Source organism: Ensifer sp. 4252, from assembly GCF_050434565.1.
Classification (GTDB): Bacteria; Pseudomonadota; Alphaproteobacteria; order Rhizobiales; family Rhizobiaceae; genus Ensifer.
This window is the reverse complement of the sequence record NZ_JBNDIU010000001.1, coordinates 525,540-538,837: the sequence shown is the minus strand read 5'-3', so window position 1 is coordinate 538,837 and position 13,298 is coordinate 525,540. Positions and strand designations below refer to the sequence as shown.

14 protein-coding genes are annotated in these 13,298 nt (G+C 62.6%); 9 read left to right on the top strand and 5 right to left on the bottom strand.

From position 1 onward, the window contains the following. Nucleotides 1-146 precede the first annotated feature (146 nt). Nucleotides 147-464, top strand: a complete 318-nt coding sequence (locus ABIE33_RS02665) for a hypothetical protein (RefSeq protein WP_429121038.1) — start codon at nt 147-149, stop codon at nt 462-464. A gap of 70 nt (nt 465-534) precedes the next feature. Here the strand turns inward: ABIE33_RS02665 and rkpK are convergent, their stop codons facing one another. The 3 genes from rkpK to ABIE33_RS02650 form a co-directional block, all read right to left on the bottom strand. Continuing rightward, complete coding sequence (rkpK, locus tag ABIE33_RS02660) at nt 535-1,848, bottom strand: UDP-glucose 6-dehydrogenase (protein WP_429121035.1); 1,314 nt, start codon at nt 1,846-1,848, stop codon at nt 535-537. Between the two features lie 72 nt (nt 1,849-1,920). Next, nucleotides 1,921-2,964: an NAD-dependent epimerase gene (locus ABIE33_RS02655; RefSeq protein ID WP_429121032.1), complete on the bottom strand. Its 1,044-nt coding sequence runs from the start codon at nt 2,962-2,964 to the stop codon at nt 1,921-1,923. Nucleotides 2,965-3,033: 69 nt separating this feature from the next. Next, nucleotides 3,034-3,366 carry an ArsR/SmtB family transcription factor gene (locus ABIE33_RS02650; RefSeq protein WP_429121030.1) on the bottom strand — a complete coding sequence of 111 codons (333 nt, stop codon included), beginning with the start codon at nt 3,364-3,366 and terminating at the stop codon, nt 3,034-3,036. A 49-nt stretch (nt 3,367-3,415) separates the two neighbouring features. On the opposite strand from ABIE33_RS02650, the gene ABIE33_RS02645 reads away from it, so the two are divergent. Next, nucleotides 3,416-3,898 (top strand): SRPBCC domain-containing protein, encoded by a 483-nt coding sequence (locus ABIE33_RS02645; protein WP_429121028.1) that lies wholly within the window; start codon nt 3,416-3,418, stop codon nt 3,896-3,898. 13 nt (nt 3,899-3,911) lie between these two features. Next, nucleotides 3,912-4,268 (top strand): hypothetical protein, encoded by a 357-nt coding sequence (locus ABIE33_RS02640; protein WP_429121026.1) that lies wholly within the window; start codon nt 3,912-3,914, stop codon nt 4,266-4,268. Nucleotides 4,269-4,284: 16 nt separating this feature from the next. Here ABIE33_RS02640 and ABIE33_RS02635 read toward each other — a convergent pair whose 3' ends face one another. Beyond that, nucleotides 4,285-5,022 carry a L,D-transpeptidase gene (locus ABIE33_RS02635; protein WP_429121023.1) on the bottom strand — a complete coding sequence of 246 codons (738 nt, stop codon included), beginning with the start codon at nt 5,020-5,022 and terminating at the stop codon, nt 4,285-4,287. A 236-nt stretch (nt 5,023-5,258) separates the two neighbouring features. Here ABIE33_RS02635 and recO point away from each other — a divergent pair, with 236 nt between their 5' ends. The 5 genes from recO (at nt 5,259) to ABIE33_RS02610 (ending at nt 11,277) form a co-directional block, all read left to right on the top strand. Continuing rightward, nucleotides 5,259-6,005, top strand: a complete 747-nt coding sequence (gene recO, locus ABIE33_RS02630) for a DNA repair protein RecO (RefSeq protein WP_429121020.1) — start codon at nt 5,259-5,261, stop codon at nt 6,003-6,005. A gap of 64 nt (nt 6,006-6,069) precedes the next feature. After that, on the top strand, nt 6,070-6,579 hold the full coding sequence (locus ABIE33_RS02625; protein ID WP_429121019.1) for a PaaI family thioesterase: 510 nt from the start codon (nt 6,070-6,072) through the stop codon (nt 6,577-6,579). A gap of 269 nt (nt 6,580-6,848) precedes the next feature. Continuing rightward, nucleotides 6,849-9,680 (top strand): DUF2339 domain-containing protein, encoded by a 2,832-nt coding sequence (locus tag ABIE33_RS02620; RefSeq protein WP_429121017.1) that lies wholly within the window; start codon nt 6,849-6,851, stop codon nt 9,678-9,680. A gap of 9 nt (nt 9,681-9,689) precedes the next feature. Then, nucleotides 9,690-10,346 (top strand): HD domain-containing protein, encoded by a 657-nt coding sequence (locus ABIE33_RS02615; protein ID WP_429121015.1) that lies wholly within the window; start codon nt 9,690-9,692, stop codon nt 10,344-10,346. 79 nt (nt 10,347-10,425) lie between these two features. Further along, on the top strand, nt 10,426-11,277 hold the full coding sequence (locus ABIE33_RS02610; protein ID WP_429121012.1) for an MOSC domain-containing protein: 852 nt from the start codon (nt 10,426-10,428) through the stop codon (nt 11,275-11,277). Nucleotides 11,278-11,308: 31 nt separating this feature from the next. On the opposite strand, the gene ABIE33_RS02605 is transcribed toward ABIE33_RS02610, so the two are convergent. Beyond that, on the bottom strand, nt 11,309-12,232 hold the full coding sequence (locus ABIE33_RS02605) for a phytanoyl-CoA dioxygenase family protein (protein ID WP_429121010.1): 924 nt from the start codon (nt 12,230-12,232) through the stop codon (nt 11,309-11,311). Between the two features lie 126 nt (nt 12,233-12,358). Between ABIE33_RS02605 and ABIE33_RS02600 the strand changes: the two genes are divergently transcribed. After that, the gene (locus ABIE33_RS02600) at nt 12,359-13,225 is read left to right on the top strand and encodes a helix-turn-helix domain-containing protein (protein WP_429121008.1); all 867 of its coding nucleotides are present in this window, start codon (nt 12,359-12,361) and stop codon (nt 13,223-13,225) included. Nucleotides 13,226-13,298: the final 73 nt, after the last annotated feature.

The following is a 13,298-nucleotide window of genomic DNA, read 5'->3' as shown; positions in this document are numbered from 1 at the left end:
ATACAGATTGCTCCGCCATACTGATCTCGTGGCGGCACTTGTATCGTGTCGCGAGCAAGTGCCGATCATAACAATGCCGGTCTACGGCGGACAAGGTCAGCGGAAACTCCTTTTCCGCCGGGTTTCCCGGCGAAAGGAGGTGCGTCATGGGACGCAATGTGATCCGTGGCCTCGCTCGAGCCGTCATATTGGCGGCCGCGGTGACGGCACTTCCAAACCCGGCAAGTTCGCAAGCGATCGCGAACTGTGCCGCACGATCCGAAGTGATCGAATTTCTCTTGCGCCAGTATCAGGAAAAGCCGGCGGGGATCGGATTGATCAACCCGCACGCGGTCATGGAGATCTATGCCGCCGACAGCGGCACCTGGACCCTGATCGTCACGGATGTCACCGGCCGTAGCTGCGTCATCCTTGCCGGCAAAAGCTGGGAGGCACTGCCACCCCAGCCGATACCGAAGGCGTGAACCTGTCGCCGCCTGTCATGGGCGATCGCCGGGCAAGGTGCCCGGCGCGGGATGTTCTGTCTTGCAGCCCTCAGTGCGGCCGGCCGACGCTGGCATAGGCAAAGCCGTGCTTTGCGACTTCGTCCGGCCGGTAGATGTTCCTGAGGTCGACCAATACCGGTTCCTTCATCACGGTTTTCAGCCGGCGGAAGTCGAGTGCGCGGAACTCGTTCCATTCGGTCACGATCACGAGCACGTCAGCGTCTGCGGCTGCCTCGTAAGGATCGTTGGCGAAATCGAGCCCGTCCATCAGCTTCTTGGCGTTTTCCATGCCTTCCGGGTCATAGCCGACGACATGAGCGCCGGCGTCCTGCAGCGTCTGGACCACGGTGATGGCCGGGCTGTCGCGCATGTCGTCGGTGTTCGGCTTGAAGGTGAGCCCGAGGACGGCCACCTTGCGCCCGCGTACATCGCCGCCGGCAGCCGCAATCACCTTGCGGCCCATGGCGCGCTTGCGGTTGTCGTTGATCGCGACGGTGGTCTCGACCAGGCGCACGGGGCTATCGAAGTCCTGGGCCGTCTTGACCAGCGCCAGCGTGTCCTTCGGGAAGCAGGAGCCGCCATAACCCGGGCCGGCATGCAGGAATTTGCCGCCGATGCGGCCGTCGAGGCCGATGCCGCGGGCGACGTCCTGGACGTTGGCATCGACCTTCTCGCAGAGATCGGCCATCTCGTTGATGAAGGTGATCTTCATCGCCAGGAAGGCGTTGCCGGCGTATTTGATCAGTTCGGAGGTGCGACGCGAGGTGAAGACCAGCGGCGCCTGGTTGAGGTAGAGCGGACGATAGACCTCGGTCATGACGTCGCGGGCGCGCGCATCGTCGTCGGCAAGGCCGATGACGATGCGGTCGGGGCGCTTGAAGTCCTCGATGGCGGCACCTTCGCGCAGGAATTCCGGATTGGAGACCACGGCGAAATCGGCGTCCGGGTTGGTTTCGCGGATGATGCGCTCGACCTCGTCGCCGGTGCCGACCGGAACCGTCGACTTCGTCACAATGACGGTGAAACCCTTGAGGTTAGCGGCGATCTCGCGCGCCGCGGCGTAGACATAGGAGAGATCGGCGTGGCCGTCGCCGCGCCGCGACGGCGTGCCGACGGCGATGAAGATCACGTCGCTGTCGGCGACCGCCGAAACGAGATCCGTAGTGAACGACAGGCGGCCGGACTGGACGTTGCTTGCAACGAGATGGTCGAGCCCGGGTTCGAAGATCGGGATGCGCCCCTGCATCAGGGCGTCGATCTTGCTTTCGTCCTTGTCGAGGCAGACCACGTCATGGCCGAAATCGGCAAAACACACACCGGAAACAAGGCCGACATAACCGGCGCCGATCATCGTGACTTTCATCTGCTCTTCCTTTTGTTGCGAGAGCTTCGCTTATGCAAAGTGTGGCGACGGCAGTCGTCGCCGATTGCTGCCTCAGGCCTGCCGGGCTGGCGAACCAGCCTTCTCGGGCTGACCGTAATATTCGTCGTACCAGGCTGCAAAGCGCGCGACACCGTCTTCCACCGATATCGACGGCTTGAAATCGGTGAGCGCCTCAAGCAGATCCGGAGACGCGTAGGTGCGTGGCACGTCGCCCTGCTGCATCGGCAGCATGTTGCGAAGCGCCGGGCGGCCGACTGCCTTTTCGATCGTTTCGATGAAGGTCATCAGTTCGACCGGCTGGCCGCCTCCGATATTGACGACGCGGAATGGCGCCTGCCGCGACAGCGTGTCTTCGGCCTTTTCGGACGGTACCCGGTTTTCCTCCGAGGGGACGACATGGGAAAGCCTGAGGATGCCTTCGACGAGATCGTCGATGTAGGTGAAGTCGCGGCTCATGCGGCCTTCCCCGTAAATGTCGATCGGCCGGTCGTTGTGGATGGCGTCGATGAACTTGAACAGCGCCATGTCGGGTCGACCCCAGGGGCCATAGACCGTGAAGAAGCGGAAGGCCGTCGTCGGCACCTTGTAGAGATGGGCATAGCTATGCGCCATCAGTTCCATCGATTTCTTCGTCGCCGCGTAGATCGTCATCGGCTCGTCGGCCCGGTCGGTCTCGGCGAACGGGATCTTTTCGTTGGCGCCGTAGATCGACGAGGTCGAGGCCAGCATCAGGTGCTTGGGGCTGATCTCGCGCGCCAGCTCCAGCATGTTCCAGGAGCCGATGAGATTGGAATCGACATAGGCCTTGGGGTTTTCCAGGCTGTAGCGGACGCCCGCCTGCGCCGCCAGGTGGATGATGACCTCCGGCTCGGCAAGCTCGGCGGCATGGTTCAGCGCATCCCGGTCCTCCAGCATGCCGACGACCGCCTTGAAGCCGTTCGAGCGCGCGAGGATGGCGTGGCGCCGTTCCTTGAGCGTCACATCGTAGTACGGCGTCATGCCGTCGAAGCCGACGACAAAATGTCCCTCGTCGATCAGTCGCTTTGCAAGATGAAAACCGATGAAACCGGCCGTGCCGGTGATGAGGTAGCGCAAGACGATATCCCCAGATTGCGTTGTCGCGCGTTCATACGAAGAAAGCAGGGCAATGGAAAGCCGAAACCGTCATTCCGAGGGGCCATCGAGCCCTTGCTGCAAGGCGGAAAGGATCGACATCGCCTGGCCGGCATATTGGCTGATCCAGCGATTGTGGATGGCCTGAATCGGCATGGCGTTGAGGTGGTTCCAGCGCTCGCGGCCCTCGCGCTGAACGATCACCAGGTCGGCGTCCTCGAGAACTCTCAAATGCTGCATGACGGTGCAGCGATCAAGGCTGTCAAACTGCTCGCAGAGCATGCCGGTCGTCTGCGGCTCATCCTTGAGGGCATCGAGGATCTGTCGACGCAAGCCGTTGGCGAGGGCCTTGAAAACCAGGTCGTCTTTCGAATCGATTGACATGTTATATTTTTATAACATATGCTGTGTCAGCACAATGGGAGAAGAGGTCATGTCTTTCGAATTTCGTGTGAATGGACGCATCGACCGGCCTGTCGCCGAGGTTTTCGATGCCGTGGTCAATCCGGATCAGATCAGCAAGTATTTCGTCACGCTTGGCGGGGTCAGCGGACCCTTGGTCGCCGGAACAACGGTTACATGGTGGGGCAATGTGCCGATCGAGGTCGAGGCGGTGGAGCCGCCAGAGCGCATCGTCTTTCGCTGGGATGCGATGGTGGAGAAGGGCGAGGAGCCTTATCGCACCAAGGTCGAGCTGCGTTTCAAACCTCTCGACGACGGCGCCACCATGGTGACGATCGCCGAAACCGGTTGGCGCGAGAACGCTCGCGGACAGAAGAGTTCCTACATGAACTGCGAGGGTTGGTCACAGATGCTGGCTTGCATGAAGGCCTGGCTCGAATACGGCATCAACCTGCGTCAGGGCTACTACGTCAGCGAATTGTCCGGGCAGCCGGCAACAGAACCGCAGCTTTAAGGGAGATCACACAATGACGATTACGGGTGGTATCAATATCGCGATGAAGGTGCCGTCGCATCAGTATGAGGCGGTCGTCGCCTTCTACCGCGACACGGTCGGTCTCGAGCCTTTCGATGGCAAGGCGCCAGCCAAGGGCTTTATCCTCGGCCCCAACAGGCTTTGGATCGACGAGGCGCCGAACTACAGCCAGGCGGAGGTGTGGCTCGAGCTCTTCACCGACGACCATGAGGCCGCACTCGGCGGGCTCGCCAAGAAAGGCGTCGTGCGCTGCGACGCGGTCGAGGATCTTGGCGAAGGTTTTCGCGGTGGCTGGATCATGAACCCGGCCAATATCGTGCACATGGTGCGCACGCCGGACGCCTGGTAGGCGCCCGGCACCGGGTTTAGTAGGCGAACGGTTCGCCGGTATTTGCCGGCGTCGACATCGGGGCGAGCGTCGCGGTCATCGGCGCTTCGGCCTGCAGCACGACGACGCGCGAATCCTTCGGCACGCGGCTGTAGAGGTCGATAATGTCAGGGTTGAAGAGCCGGATGCAGCCGCTCGAAACCGCCTTGCCGATCGACCAGGCCTCGGTGGTGCCGTGAATGCGGAACAAGGTGTCGCGGTCGCCCTGGAAGAGATAGAGCGCGCGTGGCCCAAGTGGATTGCGCACGCCCGGTTCCATGCCGCCGGCAAGCGGGCCGTAGCGTTCGGGCTCGCGCGCGACCATGCTGGAGGTCGGTGTCCAGCGCGGCCATTCGGCCTTGCGGCCAATCCGGGCTTCGCCTTCGAACTCCAGGCCGGCCTTGCCGACGCCGATGCCGTAGCGCATCGCCATGCCCCCGTCCTGAACCAGGTAGAGGAAGCGATTCTGCGTGTCGATCACGATCGTGCCCGGCGGCTCATGCGTCGCATAGGCGACCTGCTGGCGCAGATAGCGCTGGTCGACCTTGCTGATATCGATGGCGTCGAGCGGAAATTTTTCTTCCGGCTTCGCCCCGTACATCGCGACATAGTAGGGATCGGGTCCCTTCGGCTTCGCCGGTCCGCCGCTGGTCACGCAGCCTGCGAGCGTGGACGTGGCAAGAAGAAGGGCGAAGAGCTGCGCCAAGCGGCCGGCGCTGTTCCGGGACACACACATAATCGGGTCAATGATCCTGCTGATTGCATTTCGGGAAGGAGCGGACGTTGCCGCCGTGTATCGCCGTTCTAACGCCGAACATGGCCCCGGGGAGGCGCGAGCATGGCGAAATTGAGGCAATCAGCGAGTGTAGCCGAAAGGCGACAGTTCGCATGCCGGCACGAAAGCGCTTCATCCCGATGCCGTGTGGGCATCATCGCTTGATCCGCTTTCTATCGCGGGTGTATGCCTTTTTCATGCAATGGAGCGATCAGGCCATCATTCTCGGCATTAGGCGGCACGGCGAAAGCTCGGCCATCGCCGAAGTCATGACTGCGACCCGGGGTCGGCATCTCGGCATGGTGCGGTCCGGCCGTTCGCGGGCCATGCAGCCCGTCCTTCAGCCGGGAAACACCGTCGAATTGACCTGGCGGGCGCGGCTCGACGAACATATGGGCGAGTTCCGCATCGAGCCGCTCGAACTGAGAGCGGCGCGACTGATGGAGACGGCCACATCCGTCTATGGCATCCAGGCGCTGGGCGCGCTGCTGCGCCTGCTGCCGGAGCGTGATCCGCATCCCCATCTCTATGAGGCGCTAGCCGTCATCGTCGATCACCTCGAGGATCCGGCGGATGCCGGTGAACTGTTCGTGCGCTTCGAACTTGCCGTCTTGAACGACCTCGGTTTCGGGCTCGATCTGACTGAATGCGTGGCGACCGGAGCGCGCGAAGACCTGGCCTTCGTCTCGCCGAAGTCGGGCCGGGCGGTCTGCCGCGCAGCGGGCATGCCCTATGCCGACCGCATGCTCGTGCTGCCGGAGTTTCTCGCAGTCGAGGCACGAAGTGCTGCCGACTATGACAGCCTTGCCGCCGCTTTCCGTCTGACGGCCTTCTTTCTCAACCGCCATGTCTATGAGCCGCGCGGCCTCAAGGTGTCCTCCGCGCGCGATGGTTTCGTCAACGCGGCGCTCAAGGCATTGAGGCCCTCTTCTTCAGCCGCGTGATCGACAGCGCCGCGCGTCCGATCGGGCGTGTAAAGGAGGCTGTCGCACCCCAAAGGAGTTTTGCATGTTTCAAGAGCTTTTCCCCGGCATGCCCGTATCCGGCATCGGCGTGCTTCCGCTGGATCGTGTCGCGCGCGACGGCGGCCTCAAGGTCATGCAGGACCTTTTGAAGGGCGACCTGCCGGCGCCGCCGATGTCGGCAACGCTCAAATTCGGCCTGACCGAGGTCGAGGAGGGGCGGGTGGTCTTCAAGGGGCTGCCGACCGAGGAACATCTGAACCCGCTTGGAACCGTGCATGGCGGCTGGACGGCGACGGTGATGGATTCGGCGCTCGGATGCGCGGTCTTCACGATGATGAAGCCCGGCGAGGCCTACACCACCATCGAATTCAAGGTGAATCTGGTCCGGCCCTTGCTGCCCGGCATGGGCGAGGTCTTCTGCGAAGGCAAGGTCGTCCACCGCGGCAGGACCATCGCCACATCGGAGGCCTGGCTGCGCGATGCTGGCGGCAAGCTCTTGGCCCATGGGACGGAAACCTGCGCGATCTTCCCGATCGACAACCTACGCCGATAACGGCCGTCTTTCCTTCGACGCCGCGGCGATCGTCGGGCGCTCATATTGGCGCCGGTCGAGGCCGCATAGGCGAGTGGATGCAGTTGCCTGTGTCACATCCGCTGGGAAGTGACAGTACGCTCGGCTGTCGCAACGTCTGCGCATCGCGTGAATGAAACTTATACATTCCCGCGAAGAGATTGGGCTTCTCAACCGTCTATGCCTTTGGCGGTCGTGCAAAAATCTGTATGGTCGCGGTTGGCCTGCGAATATTGCCGCCAGGGGAAAACATGATTGAAGTTATTGCCTTAGTCGCTTTTGCTCTGGCGCTCTCCGCCTTTTTCGGCGGCAGGAAGACGGCAGAACGGTTGGACAGCGAAGTTGCCGAGCTGAAGAAGGAAATCGCGCGACTGAGCGCGACCGCCGGGCTCGCGGTGCCCGAAGGCGATATCGCGTCGGAGCAGGCGATTGCTCTTTCTGAACGCTCTGTCGATGCGGAAATCGACGATGACGAAGGCGTCGAAGGGCTCTCGGCAAGCGCCCGCGAAGGGGCAAGGATCTTCGGCAATGCCGAACCGGCCGAGGCCGAAACCGCATCCGATGAAGCCGTAGCGGCGAGCGTGCAGGCGACCTCCGCCGATGCAGCGCCATCCCGGCAGGTGGAAAGCCTGGAAAGCCGTCTCGGTGCCCGCTGGGCCGTCTGGGTTGGCGGCATCGCACTGGCGCTCGGCGGCGTCTTCATGGTGAAGTACTCGATCGACGCCGGTCTTCTGAGCCCGGCCGTCCGGCTGACGCTGGCCGCACTTTTCGGTCTGCTGCTGGCTGTTGCCGGCGAGATTATTCGCCGTCGCGCGGTGCCGGTCATCGCCAACGAATTCCAGAATGCCATGATCCCGGGCATTCTGACTGCCGCCGGCGCCGTGACGCTCTTCGGCGTCGCCTACGCGGCCTATGACATCTATGGTTTCATCGGCACGACGACGGCCTTCGTCCTGCTGGCGGTGATTTCGCTTGCGACCGTCGGCCTGTCGCTGCTGCACGGGCAGGCGCTGGCTGGTCTCGGCTTGCTCGCCTCGCTGATCACACCGCTCTTGGTCTCCAGCGATGAGCCGCGCCCCTGGGTTCTCTTCGGCTTCCTGTCGGTCGTCTGGTTGGCAACACTGCTGGCGTCGCGGTTGCGGCGTTGGATGGTGGTGCCGACGCTCGCCAATGTCGGCATCGGTCTTTGGGGGCTTGCCTATGTCACCGCCGTATCACCCTTCGACGCGCTGCCGGTCGCCTTTGCGCTGCTGGTGATGATCCTGGGTGTCGGCTTGGTCTGGCCGGGTGTGGCGGACACGGACATGGCCGATGAACAGCCGTTGCCTGAGCCGACGAACCGCCCGGTTGCGGTTGCAGGCCCCTGGGAGAAGCTCTTCACGCCGGCCTATGCCGCCATCAGCGTTTCCGCGGCAATCGCGGCGACCGTGCTTGCGCTGATCTTCATCAGCCCGGCCGTCAGCGCCGTGAACTATCCCGTCAAGGAGTTCTTCGTCGTGGTCGCGGCTCTTGCCGCGCTCGGCGCATGGCGAACGAATGCCGTTTATCCGGCGCTGCTGTCTGCCCTCGGCGCGATCGTCGGTATCGGCAGCCTGACGGCGCTGAGCGGCGTGCTTGCCTATCTCGATTCCTCGCTCGCCGGTGTTGCGCCCGAGATCGTTCTGCCCAGCCGAACCGCGACGCTGACAGCACTGCTGCTGGCAACGCTGTTCGTGCTGTTCGGCGCATTCGTGCTCACCCGCCGCCTGCGCGAACACCCGCAGTTCGCCATTCTGTGGGCCGGCATTGCCGCCGTCGTTCCGGTTGCTCTCACGACAATGTCGTTCCTGATGACCGGCAACTACGCCTTCGATCTGCCCCACGGCCTTTTCGCGCTCGTTGTCGGTGGTGGTCTGTTGGCGCTTGCCGATTGGCTCTATCGCCGTGATGGCGAAGCAGAGGGCGTGGATATCGCCGCGAGCCTTCTGGTGACCGGCTCCTTTGCGCTCTTCGTGATCGCCTTGCACGCCTGGACCGATGGTCTGGTCACTACCCTGGCGATCGCGCTGCTTGGAACCGCCTATGCCGGTGTGACCCGCGTCCGGACCTGGCCGATCCTGCCCTGGATGACGGGTGCTGCGGCGATCGTCGTTCTCGGCCGTATCGCCTGGGAGCCGACAATCGTCGGCGCTGAAAACCTCGGCACCACGCCGGTGTTCAATGCGCTGTTGCCGGGCTATGGCATTCCCGCGCTCCTGCTTGTCGCTTCCGCCTGTCTGGTGCGATCCTGGCCGGATGTGCGCGTGCGCAACCTGCTGCAGGCGCTGGCAAGCCTCTTCGTGCTGTTGACGCTGGCAATCCTCGTTCGCCATGCCATGAACGGTGGCGTGCTCGACAGCGCCGTGCCGACGCTTGGCGAGCAGTCGATCTATACGTTGCTGGCGATCGGCGCCTCGGGTGTGTTCATGACGCTGGACATGAAGTCGCCAAGCCCAGTCTTCCGCTATGGCGGCATGGGGCTTGGCGTGTTCTCGATGCTCTCGGTTCTCTCAGCGCACCTCTTCGGGCTCAATCCCTATTTCAGCGGCGAACTCTTGGGGGCCATCCCGTTCTTCGACCTGCTTCTGATCGGCTATCTCCTGCCGGGCATCGGCTATGCCGGCCTTGCCTGGTATGCGCGCGGCAAACGGCCGCTGCCCTATGTCATGGCGCTCGCCGTCAGCGGCGCGATCCTCGCTTTCGCGTGGGCAACGCTTTCCGTCCGGCGCCTCTGGCAGGGGGAGAACGTCGTGGACTGGAAAGGCTTCCTTCAGGGCGAGACCTACACCTATTCGGTCGTCTGGCTGGTGCTCGGCGTGCTGCTTTTGGTGCTTGGCTCGCGCTTCAATGCCAAGAGCATTCGTATCGCCTCCGCAGTGCTCGTCTTCATTGCCGTCCTGAAGGTCTTCCTGATCGACATGTCCAATCTCGAAGGCTTCCTGCGCGCGCTCTCTTTCATCGGGCTCGGCGGCGTCTTGATCGGCATCGGCTTGTTCTACCAGAAGATCCTTTCGGGCGTTGGCGTGACCCGGCAGCCGACCGCTGCGCCGACACAGCCGCAATAGGTTGACGTCATGACACGTAACTCTGCACTGGCTGCGGCATTCGCGCCGCATGCTGAACTCGCCGCCGCTCTCCTGCCGCATGCGTTTGCGGCGGATGACGGTTCGCACGATGCATCCCACCTGATCCGGGTCTGGAAGAACGCCGCCCGGATCCATGCCGACGAAAGCGGCGACGAAGGTGTCCTTGCCGCGGCCGTGCTGCTGCACGATTGTGTCTCGGTCGAAAAGAACTCGCCGCTTCGCACGCACGCCTCCAGGCTTGCAGCGGAAAAGGCCGCCGAAATCCTGCGCGATCTCGGTTGGTCGGCTGAGAACATATCGTCCGTCGCCCATGCGATTCTCACGCACAGCTTTTCGGCCAGCATCAGGCCCGAGACGATCGAGGCGAAGATCCTGCAGGATGCGGACCGGCTGGATGCGATCGGCATGGTCGGCGCTGCCCGCTGCTTCTACATCGCCGGACGCATGGGCAGCGGCCTCTACGACCCGCTCGACCCGTTGGCCGAGGATCGAGAGCTCGACGACAAGGCCTTTGCCATCGACCATTTCGAGACCAAGCTGTTCAAGCTGGCCGATGGATTTCAGACCGCTGCCGGTCGCAGGCTGGCGCTCGAACGCCAGCAACGACTGCGCGATGTGCTTGCCATGATGCTGGATGAAATCTAAGTCTTTCAATCCATTGCCGCCGTCCGGTGAATCAGATCGCGAACGGCCTGAATCTATTTCTGAACGGGGAGCGTTTTCGATGAAGGTGACCGGACTGAACATTCATCCGCTGAAGAGCGGCCGGGCGATCCCGCTTGAAACGGTCACCGTCAATCTCGATGGTTTCGAGGGCGACCGTCGTTTCATGCTCGTGGAGCCGGATGGACGTTTCATCACCCAGCGCGAGCTGCAAACGCTGGCGCAGGTCGAGGCGAACCACATCGATGGCGGCGTGCATCTGAAGATGGGCGACAAGGCGCTTTCCGTCCGCTTCGATCCTGACCAGCGGCTCGACGTGCGCGTCTGGGCAAGCGATGTCGATGCGGCCGTTGCAGACGATGTGGCAAACGAGACGCTGTCGGGCTGGTTCGGCCGGCCCGTCAAGCTTGCCCATATGGATGCTTCGGCGGAGCGCTTCGTCGGTGCCGAATGGGCCGGAACGGCAGCGCCCGTCGGTTTTGCCGATGGTTTTCCGGTGCTGATCACCACCACAGGCTCGCTTGCCGATCTCAACCGTACGCTGGCGGAGAAGGGGCAGGAGCCCGTCGGCATGGACCGCTTTCGCACCAATATCCTGCTCGATTGCGACGAGGCTTGGGACGAGGATTTCTGGGAGAGCCTGGAGATCGGTGGCATCCGCTTCGATTTCGTCAAACCCTGCGCCCGCTGCATCATGACCACCCAGGACCAGATCACCGGCGAACGCATCGGCGGCAATCCGATCCAGGGCCTGGCCGAAAAGCGCATGTCGGCCGACCGTCGCGTCGCAGGTGTACTGTTCGGTTGGAACGTCGTGCCGCGCGGCGAGGGCACCTTGAAGCTCGGCGACGAGGCCCGGGTTATCGGCCGGCGTCGGGAGCGTTGGCCGATGAAGGTACGCGTCTCCGCCTGACACGGCGCAGGCGGAAGACGCGGCCGGTTCGTCAGAACCAGGGCGTGACGCCGAGCAGCTTCGCTCCGAGGTCGGACAGGTTGGCGGGTGTGGCGTTGTGCTTTTCCCATTCGCGCGGATCGCCCGGAAAGGCGTCGCGCTTCGGATGGTCGAGTTCGCGCCAGAGCCGCACGCGTTCTTCACGCTCGGCCCTGTTCTGCCACTCGGCTGGATGCATCGAGATATATTGCGCCATGCGGACCCTTCCATCGGAATGGTTGGGCCGCACACCGTGGGCAAGCAGGCTGTTGAAGATCATCAGGTCGCCGGCCTCCATCTCGATATTGACGGTCGAAAGACCTGACATGTCGGGGTGCATCGGGTCTCTGTCCGCCGACTGGGTCTTCTCCCAGGTGTCGAAGTCTTCAAACAGTTCAGGAACACACTGAAAGCCGCCGACGTCGCCATCCTGCTTCTTCAGGCTGAGCACGCCCTGCACGCCGATGGGAAGCGGTCGGATCGAGGTGTCGACGTCCCAATGGATGAAGCCGTTGGGATTGCCCTTGACCTTCTTCGGCGGGTTGAGGTTGGCGCGGTCGATCGTCACCCAAAGATCTTCCCGGTCCCAGATGTCGACAAAGGCGCCGTAGATGCGAGGCTCCTGGCGATTGTCCCAGAGATATTGGTGATTGTAGATCTCCAGCATGCCGGTGTTGTTGAGTTCCTTCATCTTGTGCTCGCGGCGCTGCGGCGCGTACCAGGTCGAAGGATCGGCAGGATCCTTGTCGTCGAAGCGCCAGAGCAGATCGACAAGCCTCTCGACATTGGCTGCCGGGACGGCCTGCCGGACGATGACGTAACCCTTGGTGATCCAGTGCTGCCAGTCCTCTTGCGAGAGCACGCGCAGCGGCAGGCGCTTCTTGATGTCCTTCAGCTGGGTTTCGGCGACGACGGTGGGGTGACTGTCTCTGAGCATGCGCGTGGCTTCCTCTGCATCTGCGTCTGTTTGTCGGTGCAAGACTAGGCATTCCGTGGCTGACATGTTGCTTTCTCAAGGCAAAGATTGATACTAATCTGGCGTCATTATCAGGGTAAGCGCAATATGAAGGCAGTTCTGCAGAAGATCCCAAGGCCGACGGACGCATCCTCCATCCTGCTCGACCGGCGGCAGGACGATTGCATCCCGTTTCAATGGCACCATCACCCGGAATTCGAGCTGACCTTGACGCTGAACTCGCGCGGCCAGCGTTTCGTTGGCGACCACATCGGGGCCTACGAGGATGGGGATCTTGTGCTGGTCGGATCGAACCTGCCGCACACCTGGCATTCTGCATCGAAGGTCGATGAGGAAGCGCCCCATGTGGCACAGGTGCTCTGGTTCCACCCCGAATGGGTGGAGCGGATGCAGGACGGTTTCGTCGAACTCGGCCGGGTGCGGGCAATGTTCGATCGCTCCGCACCCGGTCTGCATTTCTCCGATGAGGTCGCTCGCCGTGTTCGACCACTGTTCGAGCGGTTGCGCACTCTGGCGCCCGAGGAACGCTTGCCGGACGTGCTTTCGCTGTTGACGATCCTTGCGCGGGACGAGCACGCAACGCCATTGTCGAACCGGGTCGTCGCCCCTTCAGGCCGGGCCGTCGATCGTGGTCGCCTTGACCGCGTGCTCGACCACATTCACCTCACCTATGCCGAAAACCCGACCATGGAAGAGCTTTCGGATATTGCCGCGCTTAGCGTTTCCGGCCTGCATCGGCTGTTCCTGCGCCATCTCGACATGCCGATCTCCGAGTATCTGATGCGGCTGAGGATCGGCGAGGCCTGCGCGCTTCTGTCCGGCTCGGGAAAATCCATCGCCCATGTGGCGGAGACGGTCGGTTATCGCTCGATCGCCAATTTCAACCGCCAGTTCAAGGCACAGAAGGGCATGACTCCGCGGCAGTTTCGCCAGCGGTTCCAGGGAAACAGATGAGCCGCCTCTATCCTCATCAATTCCGGTGATTGCGCCGTCAATTTAATTGGCTTTTATCTGTTTTAGCTGCCGC

Excerpts from the sequence above, each read along its gene's own strand:
- ABIE33_RS02625 (WP_429121019.1), top strand. The coding sequence starts at position 6,070 with ATGTTTCAAGAGCTTTTCCCCGGCATGCCCGTATCCGGCATCGGCGTG.
- ABIE33_RS02665 (WP_429121038.1), top strand. The coding sequence starts at position 147 with ATGGGACGCAATGTGATCCGTGGCCTCGCTCGAGCCGTCATATTGGCG.
- ABIE33_RS02605 (WP_429121010.1), bottom strand. The coding sequence starts at position 12,232 with ATGCTCAGAGACAGTCACCCCACCGTCGTCGCCGAAACCCAGCTGAAG.
- ABIE33_RS02640 (WP_429121026.1), top strand. The coding sequence starts at position 3,912 with ATGACGATTACGGGTGGTATCAATATCGCGATGAAGGTGCCGTCGCAT.
- ABIE33_RS02645 (WP_429121028.1), top strand. The coding sequence starts at position 3,416 with ATGTCTTTCGAATTTCGTGTGAATGGACGCATCGACCGGCCTGTCGCC.
- ABIE33_RS02610 (WP_429121012.1), top strand. The coding sequence starts at position 10,426 with ATGAAGGTGACCGGACTGAACATTCATCCGCTGAAGAGCGGCCGGGCG.
- ABIE33_RS02615 (WP_429121015.1), top strand. The coding sequence starts at position 9,690 with ATGACACGTAACTCTGCACTGGCTGCGGCATTCGCGCCGCATGCTGAA.
- recO (WP_429121020.1), top strand. The coding sequence starts at position 5,259 with ATGCAATGGAGCGATCAGGCCATCATTCTCGGCATTAGGCGGCACGGC.
- ABIE33_RS02635 (WP_429121023.1), bottom strand. The coding sequence starts at position 5,022 with ATGTGTGTGTCCCGGAACAGCGCCGGCCGCTTGGCGCAGCTCTTCGCC.
- rkpK (WP_429121035.1), bottom strand. The coding sequence starts at position 1,848 with ATGAAAGTCACGATGATCGGCGCCGGTTATGTCGGCCTTGTTTCCGGT.
- ABIE33_RS02650 (WP_429121030.1), bottom strand. The coding sequence starts at position 3,366 with ATGTCAATCGATTCGAAAGACGACCTGGTTTTCAAGGCCCTCGCCAAC.
- ABIE33_RS02620 (WP_429121017.1), top strand. The coding sequence starts at position 6,849 with ATGATTGAAGTTATTGCCTTAGTCGCTTTTGCTCTGGCGCTCTCCGCC.
- ABIE33_RS02600 (WP_429121008.1), top strand. The coding sequence starts at position 12,359 with ATGAAGGCAGTTCTGCAGAAGATCCCAAGGCCGACGGACGCATCCTCC.